The 21,452-nt window shown below is 61.2% G+C and carries 17 protein-coding genes; 10 read left to right on the top strand and 7 right to left on the bottom strand.

Annotated features, from left to right (window positions below):
* Positions 1 to 98 precede the first annotated feature (98 nt).
* The gene (locus M5B96_RS19295) at positions 99 to 1,133 is read left to right on the top strand and encodes a hypothetical protein (RefSeq protein ID WP_248798308.1); all 1,035 of its coding nucleotides are present in this window, start codon (positions 99 to 101) and stop codon (positions 1,131 to 1,133) included.
* An 87-nt stretch (positions 1,134 to 1,220) separates the two neighbouring features.
* Positions 1,221 to 2,576, top strand: a complete 1,356-nt coding sequence (locus M5B96_RS19290; RefSeq protein ID WP_248798307.1) for an MATE family efflux transporter — start codon at positions 1,221 to 1,223, stop codon at positions 2,574 to 2,576.
* Between the two features lie 90 nt (positions 2,577 to 2,666).
* On the opposite strand, the gene M5B96_RS19285 is transcribed toward M5B96_RS19290, so the two are convergent.
* Positions 2,667 to 3,701 (bottom strand): D-cysteine desulfhydrase family protein, encoded by a 1,035-nt coding sequence (locus tag M5B96_RS19285; RefSeq protein WP_248798306.1) that lies wholly within the window; start codon positions 3,699 to 3,701, stop codon positions 2,667 to 2,669.
* Positions 3,702 to 3,894: 193 nt separating this feature from the next.
* On the opposite strand from M5B96_RS19285, the gene M5B96_RS19280 reads away from it, so the two are divergent.
* A complete protein-coding gene (locus M5B96_RS19280) occupies positions 3,895 to 4,782 on the top strand; it encodes a LysR family transcriptional regulator (RefSeq protein ID WP_248798305.1) in 888 nt (295 codons plus the stop codon).
* Between the two features lie 168 nt (positions 4,783 to 4,950).
* Positions 4,951 to 6,678 carry a gamma-glutamyltransferase gene (ggt, locus tag M5B96_RS19275; RefSeq protein WP_248798304.1) on the top strand — a complete coding sequence of 576 codons (1,728 nt, stop codon included), beginning with the start codon at positions 4,951 to 4,953 and terminating at the stop codon, positions 6,676 to 6,678.
* A 241-nt stretch (positions 6,679 to 6,919) separates the two neighbouring features.
* On the opposite strand, the gene M5B96_RS19270 is transcribed toward ggt, so the two are convergent.
* The 5 genes from M5B96_RS19270 to rtcR all read right to left on the bottom strand — a co-directional run bounded on the left by M5B96_RS19270 (position 6,920) and on the right by rtcR (position 13,575).
* On the bottom strand, positions 6,920 to 8,461 hold the full coding sequence (locus tag M5B96_RS19270; protein WP_248798303.1) for an ArnT family glycosyltransferase: 1,542 nt from the start codon (positions 8,459 to 8,461) through the stop codon (positions 6,920 to 6,922).
* On the bottom strand, positions 8,458 to 10,149 hold the full coding sequence (arnT, locus tag M5B96_RS19265; RefSeq protein WP_248798302.1) for a lipid IV(A) 4-amino-4-deoxy-L-arabinosyltransferase: 1,692 nt from the start codon (positions 10,147 to 10,149) through the stop codon (positions 8,458 to 8,460). Before arnT ends, M5B96_RS19270 begins: the two co-directional genes overlap by 4 nt.
* Before the next feature lie 322 nt (positions 10,150 to 10,471).
* Positions 10,472 to 10,912: a CBS domain-containing protein gene (locus tag M5B96_RS19260; RefSeq protein WP_248798301.1), complete on the bottom strand. Its 441-nt coding sequence runs from the start codon at positions 10,910 to 10,912 to the stop codon at positions 10,472 to 10,474.
* A 182-nt stretch (positions 10,913 to 11,094) separates the two neighbouring features.
* Positions 11,095 to 11,850: a YkgJ family cysteine cluster protein gene (locus M5B96_RS19255; protein WP_248798367.1), complete on the bottom strand. Its 756-nt coding sequence runs from the start codon at positions 11,848 to 11,850 to the stop codon at positions 11,095 to 11,097.
* A gap of 123 nt (positions 11,851 to 11,973) precedes the next feature.
* Positions 11,974 to 13,575 carry an RNA repair transcriptional activator RtcR gene (rtcR, locus tag M5B96_RS19250; protein ID WP_248798365.1) on the bottom strand — a complete coding sequence of 534 codons (1,602 nt, stop codon included), beginning with the start codon at positions 13,573 to 13,575 and terminating at the stop codon, positions 11,974 to 11,976.
* Positions 13,576 to 13,784: 209 nt separating this feature from the next.
* Between rtcR and M5B96_RS19245 the strand changes: the two genes are divergently transcribed.
* From M5B96_RS19245 to M5B96_RS32760, 4 genes are all read left to right on the top strand, one after another.
* Complete coding sequence (locus M5B96_RS19245; RefSeq protein WP_248798300.1) at positions 13,785 to 15,332, top strand: TROVE domain-containing protein; 1,548 nt, start codon at positions 13,785 to 13,787, stop codon at positions 15,330 to 15,332.
* 388 nt (positions 15,333 to 15,720) lie between these two features.
* On the top strand, positions 15,721 to 16,947 hold the full coding sequence (locus tag M5B96_RS19240; protein ID WP_412548623.1) for an RtcB family protein: 1,227 nt from the start codon (positions 15,721 to 15,723) through the stop codon (positions 16,945 to 16,947).
* Between the two features lie 22 nt (positions 16,948 to 16,969).
* Entirely contained in the window at positions 16,970 to 17,758 is a 789-nt protein-coding gene (locus tag M5B96_RS19235) for a nucleotidyltransferase domain-containing protein (RefSeq protein WP_177098861.1), read from the top strand.
* Positions 17,759 to 17,779: 21 nt separating this feature from the next.
* Positions 17,780 to 17,983: a hypothetical protein gene (locus M5B96_RS32760; protein WP_412548627.1), complete on the top strand. Its 204-nt coding sequence runs from the start codon at positions 17,780 to 17,782 to the stop codon at positions 17,981 to 17,983.
* Between the two features lies 1 nt (position 17,984).
* Here the strand turns inward: M5B96_RS32760 and M5B96_RS19225 are convergent, their stop codons facing one another.
* Positions 17,985 to 18,890 (bottom strand): helix-turn-helix transcriptional regulator, encoded by a 906-nt coding sequence (locus M5B96_RS19225; protein WP_248798298.1) that lies wholly within the window; start codon positions 18,888 to 18,890, stop codon positions 17,985 to 17,987.
* Positions 18,891 to 19,196: 306 nt separating this feature from the next.
* On the opposite strand from M5B96_RS19225, the gene M5B96_RS19220 reads away from it, so the two are divergent.
* Entirely contained in the window at positions 19,197 to 20,897 is a 1,701-nt protein-coding gene (locus M5B96_RS19220; protein ID WP_248798297.1) for a ShlB/FhaC/HecB family hemolysin secretion/activation protein, read from the top strand.
* 11 nt (positions 20,898 to 20,908) lie between these two features.
* Positions 20,909 to 21,418: a toxin-activating lysine-acyltransferase gene (locus tag M5B96_RS19215; protein ID WP_152742253.1), complete on the top strand. Its 510-nt coding sequence runs from the start codon at positions 20,909 to 20,911 to the stop codon at positions 21,416 to 21,418.
* The last annotated feature ends 34 nt before the right edge of the window (positions 21,419 to 21,452 follow it).

The raw sequence follows: 21,452 nt of genomic DNA, 5'->3' as shown, positions 1-21,452 counted from the left end.
TCGGCAGCGCGGTGGGCTGTCAGGTTGGCAACCTATACTTAAGGCAGGTGATGCCGGTAGCACGCCCGTGCTTGAGCCGGTTTTAGGGAGTTGCGACCTTGAGCCCGCGTGTGCTTATCCTTGCCTGGATGCTGCTGCTGGCCGGATGTGCCGGCCTTGTGCGGGTCCACGAAACCGCCGCGCCGACTGTGGTTTCGCCGCAGGTTTGGCAGCAAGTCGATGTCGATCTCCTCCAGGCATCCGAGCAGGCCACGCTGCAAGCCGACGCCTGGGCGCGCAGTACCATGGAGTATTGGCGTACGCGGATCTATCAGCAGACTGACGAAAAATTCATCCCCTGGTTTGACGGTTACTGGACCCAGGAGTGGTTGTCGATCAAGGTCGGCTGGTATCGGCTCAATGACCAGGGCGAGCAGGACCCCTCGGCCAAGCGCCTGGCCAGCTACCTGCAGGAGCAATATCGCGCGCGGGTGCTGGCGCCGGTGGCGTTGGAGATCGATCCTGATGCGATCATGGATCAGGCGGCGCAGTTTTATCTGGAACAGCTGGGCAAGCAGTTGGCGCTGATCGCCCAGCGTTATGGTCTAGCGGCGGGCCAGCTCGACGCACACATCAATCAGATTCCGGCGATCTCCCTGGCCCCGCCGGCCAACCACAGCGTGTCGCTTTATCAAGCGCTGCATGCCGAGTCGTTGCCCCGCTTGCCGGCTTATGTGGCCTTGAACGCGCGCATTCACCTGGCCGGCGGCGCGAATGACGGAACATCCAGCGCGGGGATCGATTCGGTCGCGCGGCAGACCAGCGAGAAGCTCCAGTCCGAGTTCGCCGGTCGTGGGGTGGCCGGCGCGGTCGCGACGGCGGTCGGACGGGTTGCCGGGGCGATGATCTCCCTGGGCGTGGCCGGGGTTCGCGCCATCGCCCACGAGCACGAGCAGCCGGATACCCAGGTGCGGATTCGCAAGAGCCTGGGGGAGGCTTTCGACAAGGCCTGGCTCAAGCTGGTGTCGGACCCCAATGCTGGGGTGATGGCTACCACTCACTACCTGTCGGCCCAGATCGAAGGGTATCTGGCGACGGCGGTGGAGCAGCGGGTGCTGGTCGAACCGCCGGGGAGCCTGACACCGCGTCCCTGATCAAGGTGATGAATGCTCAACACGAGGGTCTCTATAAGGTAGAGTCGGCCAGCTCGCAGATGCCATCATTCGGAACTCGATCCTTTCATGCAAAAAAATGCTCAGCGCCCGCTTTGGCAGATCTACCTGGTTTTTCTGGCACCCATGGTGCTTTCCAATTTCCTCCAGTCGCTCTCCGGCACGCTCAACAGCATCTATATCGGCCAGATGCTCGGTACCCAGGCATTGGCCTCGGTGTCGGGGATGTTTCCCATCGTCTTCTTCTTTATCGCCCTGATCATCGGGCTGGGCGCGGGGGCCTCGGTATTGATCGGACAAGCCTGGGGCGCTCGCGAGCCGGACCTGGTCAAGGCGGTTGCCGGCACGACGTTGGCCCTGGGCGTGCTGATCGGCCTGGTTGCGGCGGTGCTGGGCAGCGTGTTCGCGCGCCCGGCGCTGATCGGCCTGGGCACGCCCGTCGATGTGCTCGACGAAGCAGTCGGGTATTCCCAGGTGATGATGTTGATCATGCCGCTGTTGTTGGTCTTCGTGCTCTTCACCCAGTTGTTGCGCGGTATCAGCGATACGCTGTCGCCGCTGCTGGCTTTGGCGGTCTCCACCAGCAGCGGGCTGCTCCTGACCCCGGCGTTGATTCGGGGCTGGTTCGGCTTGCCCCAGATGGGGATCAGGAGCGCGGCCGTGGCGGGGCTGGTGAGCACGGCCTTGGCGATGCTGTTCCTGGCCTTGCGCCTGCGCCATAAAGCCAGTGTCATGGCGCCGGACCGGACGTTGCTGATGGCGATGCGCCTGGATTGGAGCATCCTGAGCAAAGTCTTGAAAATCGGCCTGCCCACGGGGTTGCAGATGGTGGTGTTGTCGCTGTCCGAACTGGTGATCCTGTCCCTGGTCAACCATCACGGGTCCCAGGCGACGGCGGCCTATGGCGCGGTGACCCAGATCGTCAACTATGTGCAGTTCCCGGCGTTGTCGATTGCCATTACCGCCTCGATTCTCGGGGCCCAGGCCATTGGCGCGGGGCGCCTGGAACGCATGGGGCCGATCCTGCGCACGGGCCTGATGATCAACGCCTGCCTGACCGGTGCGCTGATTGTCCTGGGGTATGGCTTGTCCCACTGGTTGCTGGGCCTGTTCATCACCGAGCCGCTCGCCCGCGCCCAGGCCGAACATCTGTTGCACATCATGCTCTGGAGTATCCTGGTGTTCGGTTTCCAGGCGGTGATCGGCGGCATCATGCGCGCCAGCGGCACGGTACTGGCGCCGGTGTTTATCTCCATTTTCTGTATTGTCGGGGTGGAGTTGCCGGTGGCTTACCTGCTCGATGCGCGTTTCGGGCTGGAAGGGGTGTGGATGGCTTTTCCGGTGGCGTACCTGTGCATGCTGTTTTTGCAGACCGCCTATTACCGGGGCGTGTGGCGGCACAAGCGGATCGAACGGTTGATTTGACAGCGCCACCAGAACGCTTTCGAAGCGATGACAAAGGCCCCTCATGGGGGCTTTGTCATTTATCGGGCCGGCGCTACTGACTCAACCGCTTCAGGCGTGCAGCAATGACTCGCGATAGGCATAGAGGCCCGGTGAGCCACCGGTCATCACGAACAGCAGGTTGTCGCCGCGTTGGTAACGGCCGTCACGCAGGTCGGCGAGCAACCCGGCCAGGGCCTTGCCGGAATACACCGGATCGACCAGCAGGCCTTCGCTGCGCGCCAGCAGGCGTACGGCTTCGAGCATGGCCTCGGTGGGCACGCCATAGGCCGAGCCGCGTTGGCTGCCATCGACCTGGATCGATCCGCGCTCCAGTGTGTGCGGGTGCCCCAGCAGGTCGAGGGTGTCGCGGGTCAACTGCCAGGTGCGCTCGGCCGAGACGCTTTCTTCAGCCAGCACCGACCAGGATTTCACCAGCGCCGCGCCCCGGCCCAGCACCTCGAAACCGGCGGCCAGTCCGGCGTGCGTACCGGCACTGCCGTTGGCCACGAAGACCCGTTCGAAGTGCAAGTCCAGTTGGGTGGCCTGCTGGACGATTTCACTGGCGCAACTTGCGTACCCCAGGCTGCCCAGTGCCGTGGAACCGCCGACAGGGATCACCAGAACCTTGCGCCCGGCATCCCGCAATTGCGTGGCTCGCTCATTGGCGGCGGCCAGAGAGTCGGCACCGGCGGGCAACAGTTGCAACCTGGCACCAAACAGCTCGTCGAGCAGGCGATTGCCGTTGGATTCGTAGTCGAGACCGCAAACCGCTGCCGATCGCGTCAGTAGCAGTTCGCAGTCCAGTCCCAAGCGTGCGGCGGCAGCGGCGGTGAGTCGGGCATGATTGGACTGCACGCCGCCGACGGTAATCAGCGTGTCGATGTGCTGGTGCAAGGCCGCGCCGAGGTGGAATTCAAGCTTGCGCAACTTGTTGCCGCCACCGCCGAGGGCCATGAAATCGTCGCGCTTGAGGTACAGGCCGACGCCCTTGGCCGCTGCTCCCAACTGCTGTTCAAGGCGATATGCGCGCTGGATCGGTGTCGGCCCGTCAAGCAGTCGGGCCCGAGGGAAGGTGTTGAGGGTGTTGTCCAGCGAGGCGGTCATGGTCGGTCTCTGCGTGAATGTGTCGTTCAGGGTAGGGGCCGACCGGGCGAGGATAAAGGCACCCAGCGTTCGTTGATTGCTAACCTTGGGTTAGTAATCGCGCGGTCCGTGCGGCCAGCGTCCGGTTGATTGACTTGCCGTTGCGGCCAGGCATGATGGCGAGCGTATTTTTGCCCGGCTGAAGGTGGCAGTGATGAGCAAGCTCAGGCAAATGGAAGTGTTCGTGGCCGTGGTAGAGGCGGGGAGTTTTGCCGAGGCGGCACCGCTGCTGGGGATGTCGGCGGTGATGGTGGGGCGTCATGTCCAGCAGTTGGAACAGGTCCTCAAGGTGCGCCTGATCCAGCGCACCACCCGGCGCCAGACGGTGACCGCCGAAGGTCGGCTGTTCTATGACGAGGCCCGGCTGGCACTTGAGCAGGTCGATGCCGCCTTTGCCCGGCTTGAGTCCTCCGCGGACAAACCCGGCGGCCTGCTGCGAATAACGGCGCCGATGACGCTCGGGGTTGCCTTGGTGGCGCCATTGGTGGCGGCGTTCATGCGCGCCTTCGAGGATATCCAGGTCGAGCTGATCCTCGGCAATGAGATCATCGACCTGCAGGAGCGCGCCTTCGACCTGGCATTTCGGGTCTCCGAGGGGGTCGATGTCAACCTGATGTCGATGGCCTTGAGCCCTTATCAAATGCTGATCTGCGCATCGCCCGATTATCTGCGCCAGCATGGCACCCCGCTTGACCCCGCCGACCTCTATCGTCATCGCCTCCTCACCCACACCTCCTGGCACAACCGCTTTGCCTGGCCATTGAGCGATGGTACGGAGGAGGTGCCATGGCCGGAAAAGGCCGTATTGAAAAGCAATGACGGGCAGGTGTTGTTGCAAGCCGCGCTGGCCGGCAATGGCATCCTGATGCAGCCGGATTTCCTGCTCGCTTCGGCGATCGCCGAGGGCCGCCTGGTGCGCTTGCTGGAGGCTTTCATCCCGGCGCCCAAGCCGGTGCATATGGTCTATCCCCGCTCCAGGGCACCGGTGCCCAAGCTGGAAGCGTTCGTCGATTTCGTTGCCCGCTGGGGCCGCGAGGGTTGATTGCGCCCGGGCGCAGCAAGGGCTTGCCGTGTCCTCCTGGCGGTGCGTGGCACCAGTAAAAAGTTGCGCATTGGTACTAGGTAAATATCGCGAGAGCGCCTACCTTGGTAAAGGCCTGCGCAGACAGGAGTCTGCGTTCCCAGCAAATAAAAACAAGAGAGTCGGCTTATGAAGTTTGAACCCCTTGCGCGTTCGCTCCTGGCGACGGCGCTGATTCTGGCTATTTCCCCTGTTCAGGCTGCGTCCCAGGCCCCGGTCGCGGGCGAGAATGGCATGGTGGTCACGGCGCAGCACCTGGCCACCCATGTCGGTGTCGATGTACTCAAATCCGGCGGCAACGCGGTCGATGCGGCGGTCGCGGTCGGTTATGCGCTGGCAGTGGTTTATCCGGCCGCCGGCAACCTCGGTGGCGGCGGTTTCATGACCGTGCAGTTGGCTGATGGTCGCAAGACCTTCCTCGATTTCCGCGAAAAAGCCCCCCTGGCCGCCACGGCCAACATGTACCTGGACAAGGACGGCAACGTCGTCCCCAACCTGAGTTCGAAAGGGCACCTGGCGGTTGGCGTACCTGGCACCGTCTCGGGTATGGAACTGGCGCTGGAAAAATACGGCACGAAAAAACGCGCGCAGGTCATGGCCCCGGCCATCAAGCTGGCCGACGAAGGTTTTGTGCTGGAGCAGGGCGATGTCGACCTGCTGCACACCGCCACCGACGAGTTCAAGAAAGACAGTCACGACTCGGGTTCGATCTTCCTGAACAAGGGTGAGCCGCTGCAAGTCGGCCAGAAGCTGGTGCAGAAAGACCTGGCCAGGACCCTCAAGGAAATCTCCGCGAAGGGCACCGATGGCTTCTACAAGGGCTGGGTCGGCAAGGCCATCGTCGATTCGAGCAAGGCCGGCAAGGGCATCATCACCCAGGCCGACCTCGACAAATACAAGACCCGCGAGCTGGCGCCCGTCGAGTGCGACTACCGTGGCTATCACGTCGTTTCGGCACCGCCGCCGAGCTCCGGTGGCGTGGTGATCTGCGAGATCATGAACATCCTCGAAGGCTATCCGATGGCCGACCTGGGTTATCACTCGGCCCAGGGCCTGCACTATCAGATCGAAGCCATGCGGCACGCCTATGTCGACCGCAACAGCTACCTGGGTGACCCCGATTTCGTCAAGAACCCGGTGGCGCACCTGTTGGACAAGGGCTATGCCGAGAAGCTGCGGGCGGCTATCGATCCACAGAAAGCCGGGATCTCCCAGGACATCAAGCCTGGCGTGGCGCCCCATGAAGGCAACAACACCACCCATTACTCGATCGTCGACAAATGGGGCAACGCGGTGTCGGTGACCTACACCCTCAACGACTGGTTCGGTGCCGGTGTCATGGCGAGCAAGACCGGGGTCATTCTCAACGACGAGATGGACGACTTCACCTCCAAGATCGGCGTGCCGAACATGTACGGCCTGATCCAGGGCGAGGCGAATGCCATCGCGCCGGGCAAGACGCCGTTGTCATCAATGAGCCCGACCATCGTCACCAAGGATGGCAAGGCAGTCATGGTAGTGGGGACGCCCGGCGGCAGTCGGATCATCACCGCGACCTTGCTGACCATGCTCAACGTCATCGACTACGGGATGAACATCCAGGAAGCAGTGGACGCGCCGCGTTTCCACCAGCAGTGGATGCCGGAGACCACCAACCTGGAGAACTTCGCGGTCAGCCCGGATACCCGCAAGATCCTCGAGAGCTGGGGCCAGAAGTTCTCTGGTCCGCAGGACGCCAACCACCTGGCGGCGATCCTGGTCGGCGCGCCGTCCCTCGGTGGCAAGCCGGTGGGCAACAACCGCTTCTACGGCGCGAACGATCCGCGGCGTAATACCGGGCTGTCACTGGGATACTGAGGCTCACGCGTAACCTGTAGGAACAGGGCTTGTCGGGGCGCCGCGAAACTTTTAGCGTTCTCACGGACCTCTTCGCGAGCAAGCTCGGCTCCTACAGGGTGCGTATCCGGCCAGGAGTTCTCGAGCCCGGCAGGTACTGCCGGATCGTCGAGTCGGCGGGAAGGGGACATGTCCGTATGCGCGGTTTCATCGCCTCTCCTTGACAGAAAAAAGGGCACCTTGCGGTGCCCTTGTTCATTGGCTAAAGACCTTTGGCCTTGGGGATGTAGGCCACGCTGCCACTTTCTTTCTTCTTGGCCAGCCGCGCGCCATTGGTGAGCTCGGTGGTGACCACTTCATGATCGGCCGACAGATAACTCAACGGCACCTCGTCGTGCTTGCTGTAGCTGGTGACGATCAGGGTGCGTGACGGGTCCCAGCGCTGGCCGCTGGTTTTCTCCAGCCAGGCCATGAACGCCGCGCTGTCGCCGCTGCGCGGGTAGTCCTGGGAGTCCTTGACGTAGTAGAACGGCGTGCCCTGGTTGTTCATGTACATCGGCAGCTTGTTGTCCACCTCGATCATGACGATTTTCCATTCATCCCAAGGCATTTGCTGGCTGGCCTTGGCCCGTACGTCGTCGGCGAACTTGATCACGCCGCCGCCGCTGTTGGTCCATGGGTAGAGTACGCCGATCACCAGCAGCAGAAGCAGCGCCGCCGCGGCGAAGCCTTTCGACCAGCCGGGTCCCGCGACCTTGCCGGCCGCACGTTTCTCTTCCAGGCGTCGGGTTACCCACCAGGCCGCCAGCAATTGGGCGAACGGCACCAGGGGCAGCACGTAGTAGCTACGGCGACTGCCGCTGAGGGTGAAGAACAGGAACAGCAGCCCCAGCCCCCAGACCAGCCAGCGGGTGTTGGGCTCGATCTTCTTCCATTGGCGCAGCGCGACCCACAGGCCGAGGATCCAGAACGGAGCCCAGGGCAGGGTGTAGGCCGGCAGGTAGATCAGGTAGGTGTAGATCGGCCCCATATGGTCGAAGGGGTTGAAGAAACGGACCACGTTTTCCTTGAACACCAGCGCCAGGCCGCTCTCGCCATAAGTCGGCGAACCATAGAAATGCGACAGCACGAACGGAATCGAGTACAGCGCGCCGGCAATCACCAGGGCGACGAACAGCCGTGGGTTGAGATGGCGTTTCCAGCGTCCGTCAGCCAGCACGTGGGGCAGCAGGATCAGGCCCGGCAGGATGAAACCGATCAACCCCTTGAGCAGCGAGGTCAGGGCCAGGATCAGGAAGAACACCGTGTAGCGGCCCAGTCGGGTATCGTCCGGCCCGCGCCAGTACCACCAGATGGCCGCGACCACGCCGAACACCGTGAGGATGTCGGCGGTTGCCACCCGTGCCCAGAACACGAAATAGAAGGTGGTGGCCAGCATCCAGCCGGCGATCAGGCCAGTGCCCTTGCGCCACAGGCGTTCGCCGATCAGGTAGACCAGCCAGACCGTCAGCCAGGCGGCAATCACCGACGACAGGCGCAGCGACCAGTGGCCCAGGCCACCCATCAGCCCGGCGCTGGCGGTGATCAGCCAGTAGGAGGGCAGTGGCTTGTCGTAATAGGGCGCGCCCTTGAGGTAGGGGTCGAAGTAGTTGCCCGATTGCAGCATCTGCAGGGCGATGTTGGCCCAGCGCGTTTCCGCGCCCCACAACTCCCGTTGGCCCAGGCCCGCCAGTAGCAGGATGGCCGAGACGATAAGCAGAAGCGTCAGTGCGCCTTTGTCAGTTTTCCAGAAACTCTGATTCATGGTTGGGTCTGCGGGAAGATCATGATGATGGTATTACCCTTTTGATAACGCTTGCCGTCCAGTGGGAGCTGCTCGACTTCGCGCATTTCGTCTACGCTCTTGACGCGTAGCACTACACCGACCGAGCCCTGTTTACGGGCTTCAGTCATCCATTGTTCGACGTTGGCGGAGTTGACCTGCCGCTCGGCGGCATCAGGATAGTCGAGACCGTACTTCAATTCACCCGCTGTGTTGAACAAATCCACCCGTGGGCGTTGCAGGCGCCAGGCCAGCGCCGACGCGGCCCCCAGCTCGTTGCTCAGCAGGCGGTTGGTCTGGCGCAATTCATTGACATGTTCTGCAATAAATTGGTCCGGCATCCGGTTGTTGACGATGCTGGCCGGCATGCCCGCCGGCAGCAGCGCCACCAGCAGGCCGATCCCCAGCGCCGGCATGGCCCAGAGGGTCAGCGGGCGTAACGCTTGCAGGGCATTGGCGATGATCCAACCCATCAGCATGATGAACACCAGCGAAAGGTTGAAGACCTCCGCATGGCTGTTTTCGTAGATCGAACGGCTGGTTTGCAGGTAGATCAGGGCCGCCATGGCCACTACGCCAAGGACCAGGTTGAGCCAGCCGTTGATCCGCAGCATCCGTCCTTCGGCGCGGGCCACCCGATCGATCAGCGCATTGCCCATCATCAGTGCCAGGGGCAGCAGGCACGGCATGATATAGGTCGGCAGTTTGCCGCGGCTCAGGCTGAAAAAGGCCAGGGGCAGCAGGAACCACAGCCAGAGGAAGCCCGTGCCGGGCTGGCGCTTGTCCTGCCAGGCTTGCTTGAACGTCGGCAGCAGCAGCACCGACCACGGCAGGCAGGACACCACCAGCAGCGGCAGGTAGAACCACCAAGGCCGGGCGTGCTGGGCGTTGTCGCCGGCAAAACGCTGGATATGTTCGTGCCAGAAGAAGAAATTCCAGTAGTCGGGCTCCTGGGCATTGACCGCCAGCACCCAGGGCAGCGCGACGATCAGCGCCACCACTACGGCCAGCGGGCCATAACGCAACAGCTCACCGACGCGGCGTTGCCAGATCATGTAGGGCAGGGCGATCAGTACCGGCAGCAGCAGGGCGAGGAAACCCTTGGTCAGGAAGCCCATGCCGCAGGCCAGGCCGAGTCCGGCCCAGGCGTAGAGGCGCTGGCGCCGCTCGCGGCTGTCGACCGCGAACCAGAAGGCGAAGAGGCTCAGGTTCGACCACAGGGTGAATTGCGGGTCGAGGTTGGCGTAGCTGGCTTGCCCGGCGATCAGACCGAAGCTCATGAACAGCAGGGCCGAGGCGAAGCTCTTGCGCGGGTCGTTCCACAGGCGTCGCGCAATCAGATACGTCAGCAGCACGCTGAGGCCGGTGGCCAGGGCCGATGCCACGCGGACCCCGAAAAAATTCTGGCCAAATATCGCTTGGCCGATGGCGATCATCCAGTAGCCGGCGATGGGTTTTTCGAAGTAGCGCAAGCCCATGAAATGCGGGGAGGTCCAGTTGCCGCTCAACAACATCTCCTGGCCGATCTGGGCGTAGCGCGGTTCGTCGGGAATCCACAAGCCGTGGCCCGTCATGGGCAGCAGGTAGAACACCGCGAAGGCCAGCAGCAGTACCGGTATGGACCAGCGTCTGAGCGTCGCGGCGGAAAGTGGAAACACGTGAGGGTTCATGGGTCGACCTTAGCGGTAAGCGCCGCAGCTAGGGTTTGAGCAGGGCAGGCACAATGCATGGACTTGATGGCCCGATCCAGAGTTTCGATGTTTAAAACTGTAAAGGATAGACAAGGCCCTGTGAGGGCAGGGAGGGGAGTGTAGAGAGGTGCAAGTGGGAGTGAAGTGAAAGTGTTGTGAAAAAATCGGAAATAGCGCCAGGAGCCCCGTATTACCTGGGTTTCATAAACATTTTGACATACTTTATTGGGTGGCCATTGACGTGACGGGAGCGAGTTGGCTCGCTCCGGTCGTGAATCTCTCCGCGGCCGGGGAGGCGGTCTTATTCGCCGCGAATATACTGTTCCAGTTGCCGGATCAGGTCGGCCTGTTCGGCAATGGCCTCTTTCACCAGGTCACCGATGGACAACAGGCCGATCAGTTGCCCGTCCTCGACCACTGGAAGATGGCGCAGATGCTTGTCGGTCATGATGCTCATGCAGGTTTCCACGTTCTGGCGTGAGTCCACGCTGATCACTGGAGCATTCATGATCTCGTGGACCTTGGTGGTGACCGAACTGAGCCCGTGCAGGATCACTTTGCGGGCGTAGTCGCGTTCACTGATGATGCCCACGACCTGGCCGTTCTCGAGTACCGGAAGGGCGCCGACATTTTTCGAGGCCATTAGTATCAAGGCTTCGAACACCGTGTGGTTATGGGCGATCGTATGCACGCCCTGATGCTGGCTACCCTTGAGTTTCAACAGCTCTGCGACGGTTTTCATGGACGGCTCTCTCTTGCTGTTCTGGCTGTTTTTGTTGGGCGGCCACATTCCATCGTGGCCGTTCTTACAGAATCGTAGACGGATACTGTGAGGACGATGCAGAAAGCGGCCTGTAGATGCTGAAAAAACGTCATAGCCCGGTTTTTTGACGTAGAACGCCGCCGTTCACTGAGCCAGGCGCCTCAATCGGCAGGCCGCAAGGGGATAAAACGGTAGTGCCCGGCACCCGATTGAGTGACGGCCGCACCCTGGGCGAGCAATGCCTGGGCGCTGTCTGCATCGGCCAGTTGAAAAGCCCATTGCTGTGTCGTGGGGCTGGGCGTCCGATCCTCGTGAATCTCGTCGATGGCCGCGAGGAACGCCTGCATGTCGGGCAGGTAGGTGGCGAAGCCGTTGCCCTTGAGGGCGGTCGTGCTGATGCCGAGACGGGCACAGATGGCCGCCTTGGCGCCGATATCCTCACGATCGGCCTGGCGCGAGCGCTCGATCAGCCCGGCCAGCTCCTGATCGACCAACTGTCCACCGACGATCAGCGCCGGGCCTTGCTCCCAGGATTCGGGCGGGCAGTCCTTGCGATCCGGGCGCAGTGGAATATGTGGATTGATCTCCGCCGGATAGATACGGCAGACCAGCGGGCGCTGTTCGTAGATGCCGCAGCGGTTGTCGGCATCAAGGTTGCGACAGGGGCCGTTGTTGTAGGCGGCGAAAGTCACGGCCAACCACGCCTGGGTTGTCCCGCTGGAGGCCCGGATCGAACGGCGACGGGCGTGTTCGAATTGCTCCGCGGCCACCCCATGGCCGTTTTCCAGGAACGCTTCCACCAGAATGATCACCGTGCCGCCGTCCGCGGCCCATTGGCGGGACTCCTCGAGCGTCAGCGGAACGTAATGGTCATTGCAGCATTTACCGCAGCCCACGCAGGAAAATCGTCTGTTGATCAACTCGCCACCTCATCCAGCTCTTTTTGAATCGGCACGCGAGCGCCGACCTCCGTGGTTGCACGGAGTTTGAGCTGTGGAGGGTGCGAGTAGCTTTTTTGTTACAGAGTTGGAGAAATAAACTCAGTGGCTGGGATTCAATTGCTTCCAGTCCAGGCCAAATCGAGCCAGGTATTTGCGCAGTCGGTCGGCGTCGTTAGGATTGGCCTTGTTCTGGCGGGAGGCGTTGAATAGTTGACGGCCGGCATCCGACAGGCTGCTGGCTCTGCGACACACGTCAATCACGGCATTGAGCTGCAAGCGATCAAACAGATCGACTTCCGGGGTGTTTTCGCCAAATAGCTGATCCAGGGCGTCTTGCGGTTCAGCCAGACCCCAGGCCCGGCGCAGGCGTTCTATTTCCTCCTCGACCTGGATTTCATCAATGCGACCGCTGTCTGCCAGGGTGGCCATTCTGGTGATCGACGCCGATAACTCTCGGAAGTTGCCGAGCCAGCTCGCTTCGCTGGAACTGGCGAATGTCAGATAGCGACGCCGTGCTTCTGCGTTGAAGCGTGCCAGATGGCCCTGTTCCCGAGCGTGGCGCTCCAGTTCGAAGTCCAGATTCGGCTCGATGTCTTCGCGTCTGCCCGAGAGGCCTGGCAGGTCGAAGGTCCACAGGTTGATTCGGGCGTACAAGTCTTCGCGAAACAGGCCTTCGGCTACACGACTGCGCAGATCCCGGTGGGTGCCGGCGATGATCAGGAAGTTGCTTTCGACTTCCTTGTCGGAACCGAGGGGGAAGAAGCGCTTTTCCTCGACGGCCTTGAGCAGCATCGCCTGCTCGTCCAGGCCCAGCTCGCCGATCTCGTCCAGGAACAACAGGCCGGTGTCGGCCGCCCGTAATAGGCCTTCGCGACTGTTTTGCGCGCCGGTGAATGCGCCCTTGATATGGCCGAACAGCGCCGACATGGCGCCGTCGCCGCGCAGGGTGGCGCAGTTGACCTCGACAAACCGCCCCTGAACCTGATGCCGGCTGCGCTTGAGTTCATAGATGCGCCGGGCGAGAAAGGACTTGCCCGCGCCGGTCGGCCCGATCAGTAGCATCGGCGCACGTGAGCGTACGGCTACGCGCTCGATCTGCTCGATAGTGCGATTGAAGTCGGCATTGCGGGTGGCAATCCCGGACTTCAGAAACGCCAGTCCCTCAAGACGCTTGTGGGTAAAGCGCGTGGCGATCCGGTCATAACGCGACAGGTCCAGGTCGATCAGTGCGTGAGTGCCGGTGACCCGTGCTTCTTCATCCAGGCGTCGGGCGGGGGAGGTCTGGATCAGCCGCGCCGGCAGATAGCGCGCTTCGGTGAGCAGGAACCAGCAGATCTGCGCCACGTGGGTACCGGTAGTGATATGCACGAGGTACTCCTCATGCTCGGTATCGAAATGGTAGTCGGTGGTGAAGTCATGCAGCGTTGCGTACACCTCTTCGAAATCCCAGGGATTGCGCAAGGTCATGGGGTGCAGGCGCACTTCGGTTTCCGGCGATACCTGGCGAATGTCGTGGCTGACCCGTTCAGCCAGGCTTACATCCCGGGCGTCGGTGCCGTGGATCAGTTCGAAGCGGTGCACCAGCAAGTCAGGCTGCTGGCACAAGCCCACACTTGGTCGCCAGTGACCCCAGCGGTTGGCGCCTTTGCCGACGCGATCGAGAGTGGAGCCGATAAAACCGATGGTGACCGTACGTTTGATGGGCATGTTTATCTTTCGGGATAAATGACGATATAAAATAATAAATAAAAAAGGCTTTTTTGTCTGGTTCAAAAATCTGATTTTGATATAAATATAAAAAATTACTTATAAATCATATATTTATAATTATTTTTGGCGAAAATAGAAAAACTGGCACAGCGTCTGCAATACCTCTGGCAACAAACAAGACAGCAGAGCGAGATGCCAAGATGGCCAATACCCAACTGTTCCAGGCCCGTGCCATGCCGGCAGCGTGCGACACACTGAATGCTTCCCAGGCCCCGGCGTATGCCTACACCGCTCGCCATGCCCTGGCACAGTTGGCCGTCACCGGTTGCCTGAACTCAACCTTCTATGCCAGCGCGGAAAGCCAACTGGACGAAGTCCTGAAGCGGGTGACCGAACTTGATAGCGTCTTTGTCGCCAAGGCAGCGATTTATGCCCGTCAGAAAGGGCACATGAAAGACATGCCGGCGTTGCTCCTGGCGGCCCTGGCAGCTCAACACTCGACAATGCTGCCGGTGGTGTTCGCACAGGTGGTGGACAGCGGCAAAATGTTGCGCAATTTCGTACAGATCCTGCGCAGCGGTGTCACCGGGCGCAAGTCGCTGGGCTCGCAGCCCAAGCGATTGGTACAGGAGTGGCTGAACACGGCCAGCGAGCAGCAGTTACTGCAAGCATCAGTGGGTAATCAGCCTTCTCTGGCGGATGTGCTCAAGATGGTTCATCCCAAGCCGAGTGAAGCCTGGCGCGGAGCATTCTTTGCCTGGGTCCTCGGCAAGCCCGTGGCAATCGACACTTTGCCACCGTTGACTCGCTCGCTGCTGGAGTTTCGCGGCGGTGCGACCCGGCAACTGCCTCAGGTGCCGTTCCAGTTGCTTGGCAACGAGACGCTGGACAAGCACCAGTGGGCTGCGCTGGCCATGAGTATGGGCTGGCAGGCTTTGCGGATGAACCTGAACACATTGGCTCGCCACGGTGCCTTTGAGGTCCAGGGTTGTGCCACAGCTGTTGCGGCGCGACTGGCGGACCCGGAGGCCGTGGCCAAGGCGAGGGTTTATCCATACCAGTTGCTCGCGGCCTACCAGATGACCGGCGCCGAAGTGCCGCAGGTGATCCGTGAGGCATTGCAGGATGCATTGGAGCTGTCCCTGGGCAATGTCCCGGTGTTGTGGGGCTCGGTGGTGATCTGCCCGGATGTCTCGGGCTCGATGCACAACCCGGTCACCGGCTACCGCCAGGGTGCGACCACGGCTGTGCGTTGCATCGATGTGGCGGCACTGATCGCGGCGGCCATATTGCGCAAGACACCGGAGGCGAGGGTGATGCCGTTCGAGAACGAGGTGGTGAAGGTGCGGCTCAATCCACGGGACAGTGTGATGAGCAACGCCCAGAAGCTCGCCGCCATCGGTGGCGGGGGCACCTGTTGCTCGGCACCGCTGGCGCAGTTGGCTGATGAAAGGGCCTGGGTGGACACCTTGATTCTGGTGTCGGATAACGAGTCCTGGATGGATGAACGGCGTTATGGCGTTACAGAAACGATGCGGCAATGGGAGCGTATCCGCCAGGTAAATCCGAATGCGCGGTTGATCTGTATCGACATGCAGCCCGGTGTGACCACCCAGGCACCGGACCGGCCAGACATCTTGAATGTCGGCGGTTTCAGTGACGCGGTGTTCGACGTCATCAGCCAGTTCACCGAGGGCTCCTACGGGGCGCGGCACTGGGTGAAGGTGATTGACGCCATGTCGATATGACAAAGACGCATCCGCCCGAAAGGTGTGGATGCAACGATGCTGAATGTCGTGGCAACTGAATGCCGGTGGGACTACATCGAAGATGTCTCACCACACCCTTGTCAGTTGTAACGAAGGTACGAATGCCTGTGGCTGTACATCTGAATGCCGGCTCAAGTCCGGCCCGTGGAAACACGGATCAGTCACTTCTTCTTGTCGTACCGCTTTGATTGATGGTTTTACTCCGGCGAATGCCGGTGGAACTACAGTACGCCGTGGTGGTGGGTTCGATTCCCGCTTGCCGCAAGGTAATAGCTCAGTGGTCAGAGCGCGGTGCCTGTTTCACCCCTTTGTTGTCGCCGTTAACCCAGGACAAGGCCGGTGTTTTGGCCATCAGGAAATGAAGAATATGCAAGACCAGACCTACACCTTGCTCGAAGTCGCCAACGGCAAGCCGATCAAACTCTGGACCCAGGGCGTCCCGGTCGAGCCAGAGGCTCGTGAGCAACTGATGAATACGGCAAGGATGCCGTTCATTTTCAAACATATGGCGGTGATGCCGGACGTGCACCTGGGCAAGGGCTCGACCATTGGCAGTGTGATTCCCACAATGGGCGCGATCATCCCGGCGGCGGTCGGCGTTGATATTGGCTGCGGCATGATTGCCGCCTGCACCTCGCTGACCGCCAGTGATCTGCCGGACAACCTGCACGGTTTGCGCACGGCCATCGAGCGGGCAGTGCCCCATGGGCGTAGCGGTACTCGCGGCGGTCGAGATAAGGGCGCCTGGGATCATGTTCCGAGCGCGGCTGATCTGGCGTGGTCGGCGCTGGAGTCGCGGTTCAAGGCGATCACCGACAAGTATCCCAAGCTTGCGAAGAGCAATAACCGCAGTCACCTGGGGACGCTGGGTTCAGGCAATCACTTCATCGAAGTCTGTCTGGATGAGACGAACCGCGTCTGGTTCATGTTGCACAGCGGTTCGCGTGGCGTCGGCAACGCCATCGGCAACTTGTTCATCGAGATGGCCCGGGCCGATATGCGCGAGCATATCGCCAACCTGCCGGATCGGGACCTGGCGTACTTTGAAGAGGGCAGCCAGCATTTCGACGATTATGTCGAAGCCGTCGGCTGGGCCCAGGATTTCGCCCGGCAGAACCGTGCGCTGATGATGCAGGCAGTGATCGCGGCGACACGCCAGGTGATCAGCAAGCCCTTTGATGTAGCGCTGGAGGCGGTGAACTGCCATCACAACTATGTGCAGAAGGAGCGGCACTTCGGTGAAGAGGTTCTGGTGACCCGCAAGGGGGCGGTGTCGGCGAAGAAGGGCGAACTGGGGATCATTCCAGGTTCCATGGGGGCCAAGAGCTTCATCGTGCGCGGGCTGGGCAACGAAGAGTCGTTTTGCTCCTGCAGCCATGGTGCCGGACGGACGATGAGCCGTACCCGGGCCAAGCAACTGTTCACCGTCGAGGACCAGATCCGGGCAACGGCCCACGTGGAGTGCCGCAAGGACGCGGCGGTGATCGATGAGATTCCGATGGCCTACAAGGACATTGACCAGGTCATGCACGCCCAGCGCGAGTTGGTGGAAGTGTTGCACACCTTGCGGCAGGTGGTGTGTGTAAAGGGATAGAGCGGATTGAAAGGAAATAAAGATGGAACATGCAGAACGTCACCCGCTGGATAGCGCCATGCGCGCCCGGGTGCTGGAGGAGCTTGCGCGGATAGAGCGCGAGCGCAACGTCAAGGTGCTGTATGCCTGCGAGTCCGGCAGCCGCGCCTGGGGCTTTTCGTCGACGGACAGTGATTACGATGTGCGGTTTGTCTATGTGGAAAAACCGGACTGGTTCATCCAGGTCAGTGAGGCTCGGGATGTGATCGAACGGCCCTTGGACGACGAGCTGGATATCAGCGGCTGGGAGCTGCGCAAGACCCTCGGGTTGTTGCGCAAGTCCAACCCGACCTTGCTCGAATGGCTCGACTCGCCCTTGGTGTATCACAGCGAAGAGGTCGCGACCCGGTCGTTGCGTGAACTGGCTGAAGCGTTCTATAGCCCGCCAGCCGCGCGCAATCACTACCTGTCGATGGCCAGGAAGAATTTCCGCGGCTACTTGCAAGGCGAGACAGTGCGTTTCAAGAAATATTTCTACGTGCTGCGACCTTTGTTGGCGGTGCGCTGGATCGACATGGGATTGGGTCGCCCGCCCATGACGTTCGATGCCCTGCTCAAGACCGTCGACGATCCGCTGTTGCTGGAGGAGGTTGATGAGTTACTACGGCTTAAGCGCAGTGCGGATGAATCCGCCTACGGCCCTCGGCGTCCGGCGCTGCACGGGTTTATCGAAACACAATTGGAGCGTCCGGTACCGGTATTGCCGCGTACCACTGAAGACAGTCAACGGCTGGATCGCTACCTGAGGGAAATGGTTTACAGCTATGCATGAAGGAAGGATATGGAAAGGGATGTGATTGACCTGGATGGCGCCATGGGAGGCGGGCAGGTATTGCGTAGCGGGCTGAGTCTGTCGATGGTGACGGGGCGTTTCACTACGCCCGGCATGACTGAGCATCTGTACAGCAATATTCGCGTGATCGAGAGTTTTCTGCCGCTGAGGATTACCTGTACGACAGCGGCGGACGGGGTGTTGCACGTCGAGTGTCGGGCCTGATTCAGGATTCTTGCCGCTGGCGCCGAAACTGCCCCGGTGGCAGGCCCTGGGTGGCCTTGAAACGGCGTGAAAAGTAGGCCTCGTCGGCAAAACCACACAGTTGCGCAATCTGGCTCACCGGCTTTTCGCTGTTGAGCAGATGCGTGCGCGCCAGGCGCATGCGGCGTTCCAGGACCAGCTCCGAGAAGGTGCTGCCGGTTTCCTTGCGCAGCAAGTGGGTCAGGTAGTTGGGCGACAGAAAGGCTGCCTCGGCGGTGTCCTTGAGGTTCAGCGCCGGGTCGGCGATATGCTCGCGCAGATAACTCGAGACCCGCGCCAGTGCATCCCGTCGGCCGCGTCGTGCCGCCTTGTTCGCCGACAGGGCCTGCAACTCGTCTGCATACAGGCTGCAGATCTTGCCGGTCAGTTGCAGCAGGCAGCCCTTGAGCGCCTGGCGGGTGCCAAGATCGCGACCCTGATCCAGCTCGCGCATCTTTTCCAGCAGGAGCAGGACTTCGGCGAAGTCATGGTCGGCGAGGATAAAATCCAGGTGCTCCTGATGCTGGAACGGTGATAGCTCCGGCAGGTCATGGATAGAGAGGTCCTCCAGATCCAACGGGTCGCAATGCAGGTGCGGCAGGAAAAACGCCTGGGAAAAGTTGATCAGGACAAAATTGCCGTCTTCCGGGTGCGGGATCAGGTGCAGGCGATGGGGCAGGATAAACGCCAGGGCCTGGCGCGGATAAGGTCGGATGGCGCCGCCGATGTGCTGCACGGTGTCGCCGCCCAGGTTGATCTGGATCTGGAAATAGTCATGCCGGTGTGGGGTGACGATGGCCGGGCGGGCCTGTTTGTCACGGATATAGAAGTCCGGGCGGTCGCTGCGTTGCTGCATGCCATAGGTGCGCACACGGGAGGGGCTCGACATCGACACTGTCCTTAACGACTGACCGGATGCCGACATTCTAAGGGGCGAGGGCGGTCTTTGCGACGCTATGCGGGATTTTGGTTTGTGCGGGGTTGTCGTCGCCGGCTCGTTTGTTTCTCTGGGATTCGGAACTTTCCTGAGTCGATGTATCTAATTGTTTCGCTCTTGTCGGTTCTTCAATACAAGTGCTCGACAATGCGCTGACTCATGGTGCATTGCAGGACGTTTTATTCTCAGGGATGTGTCGTGTTTTTCAAGCCTCGTTTGTGTGCCCGGTTGCATGCCAGTGTGACCGGTCGGTCAGTTTTGCAACGCTCGTTTTACCCTTTCGCAGTCATCAGCCTGTCTGCCAGCCTCACGGCCATGGCGGCCGAGCCGGTGGCACCGGAACAGCCGTTGCTGCGCCAGCAAGAGCGCGAACGTGTCCTGCGTGAGCAGCTCGACTCCTCCCCTGACGTACGCCTCAAGGCTTCCGCCGATGATGGCCAGGGCCTGCTGCCGGCCCATGAAGCGCCCTGCTTCACCATTCGCCATATTGTGCTCGAAGGCGAGGATTCGGCGGCTTTCCAGTGGGCCCTGCGTGCCGCCAACCCGGCGTCTGATCCCGCACTAGGTCGTTGCCTGGGTGCTGCGGGCATCAACCTGACCATGAAGCGCATACAGAACCTGATCATTGCGCGGGGCTTCGTCACCACGCGGGTGCTGGCAGCACCTCAGGACCTGAGCCAGGGGACGCTTTCCCTGGTACTGATTCCGGGACGCATCAAACATATCCGGTTTGCCGACGGCACCTCGTCGCGGGCGACACTGTGGAACGCCATGCCCGCCCAACCCGGTGAGCTGTTGAACCTGCGGGACATCGAACAGGCGCTGGAGAACTTCAAACGGGTGCCCACGGCCGAGGCCGACGTGCAGATCACGCCGGCAACCGACGCCGATGCCAAACCGGGTGAAAGCGATGTGGTGATCCTCTGGAAGCAAGCTTCCATTGCGCGCGTGAGCCTGTCGATGGACGACTCGGGTAGCAAGGACACCGGCAGGTATCAGGGCAACGTCGCGTTGTCGCTGGACAATCCGCTGAGCCTCAATGACCTGTTCTATGCCAGTTTCAGCCACAACCTGGGCGGTGGCAAAAGTGGTGATCGTGGTTCCGAAGGGCACACCCTGTACTACTCGCTGCCGTACGACTACTGGCAACTGGGGCTGACCTCCAGCGAGTACTACTATCACCAGACCGTGGCCGGGAACAATCAGAGTTATGACTATCAGGGCCACAGTAACAACAACGAGCTGAAACTTTCTCGACTGCTCTACCGTGACGCCGTGCGCAAGACGTCGGCCTGGGTCAGTGGCTGGACGCGGACTTCCAGCAACTACATCGATGACACCGAAATTGAAGTGCAGCGCCGGCGCATGGCCGGGTGGCAGATGGGGCTGGATCATCGCGAGTTCATTGGCAGCAACACCCTGGATCTGGGCTTGAGCTATCGACGCGGTACCGGGGCGTTCCATGCCTTGCGCGCACCGGAAGAAGACCTCGACGAGGGGACTTCACGGTCGAAGATCATCAGCGCCAGCGCTCAACTGCAAAGCCCATTCCGTATCGGGACACAGCAATTTCGCTACATCGGCGCTTGGCGTAGCCAATGGGACCGCTCGCCGCTGGTGGCCCAGGATCGCTTCTCCATCGGGGGGCGCTACAGCGTCCGCGGGTTCGATGGCGAACAGATCCTCTCCGCCGAACGGGGCTGGACCTTGCGCAATGACCTGGGCTGGTTTGTCTTCCAGAACAGCCAGGAACTCTATCTCGGCGTCGATTATGGCGAGGTCGGCGGACACTCCGCCCAGTACCTGTCCGGGAATCGACTCGCCGGTGCGGTGGTCGGTATGCGCGGTGGCTACAAGCAGGTGTCCTACGACCTGTTCCTTGGCCAACCACTTATGAAACCCAAGAACTTTGAGACGGCCGATGTGACTGCTGGTTTCAATCTCAGCTGGTCATTTTGACGGAGGCAGATATGCGTTTTGGCAGTCTTGAAATCCTTGCACCCCAGCTGTTCGACGAACCCTGGAACGAAGCGAGCGTGCTCGGCTCCGCCGTCTGGCTGTGGATGCACTCGGCGGCTCATCGCGATGCGCCGTTGCATAGCTTGTCGGCGCTGCTGCTGCCGGCGATCAAGCAGCGCCAGTTCATGCTTGCCAGCGAGCAAGGCAGGCCGGTGTTCTATATGGCGTGGATGAACCTCAGTGCCGAGGCCGAACAGCGCTATCTGCACAACCCGCCGGTGTGCATGCCGGAGGCCGACTGGAACAGTGGCGAACGTCTTTGGATCAGCGACTGGGTCGCGCCTTTCGGGCATACCAGGCAGCTATCGAAATTGCTGCACAGTCGTCTCTGGGCGCAACGCTTCGGCCGTCACCTGGGGCATCGGGGCGATGAGCGTGGCTTGAGTATCAAGACCTGGCAGGGCATCGGTGTCCTGCCTGCCGAAGCGCGTGCCTGGTTCGCCACCCACCCGCTGCCTTAGGTCTCACAACCCGCAGTTTTTTATCTTGATATCT

The sequence above is a fragment of the Pseudomonas sp. MWU13-2105 genome (assembly GCF_023242315.1).
GTDB lineage: Bacteria > Pseudomonadota > Gammaproteobacteria > Pseudomonadales > Pseudomonadaceae > Aquipseudomonas.
Note: the sequence above shows the minus strand (reverse complement) of the source record. Positions and strands in the feature narration are given on the sequence as shown.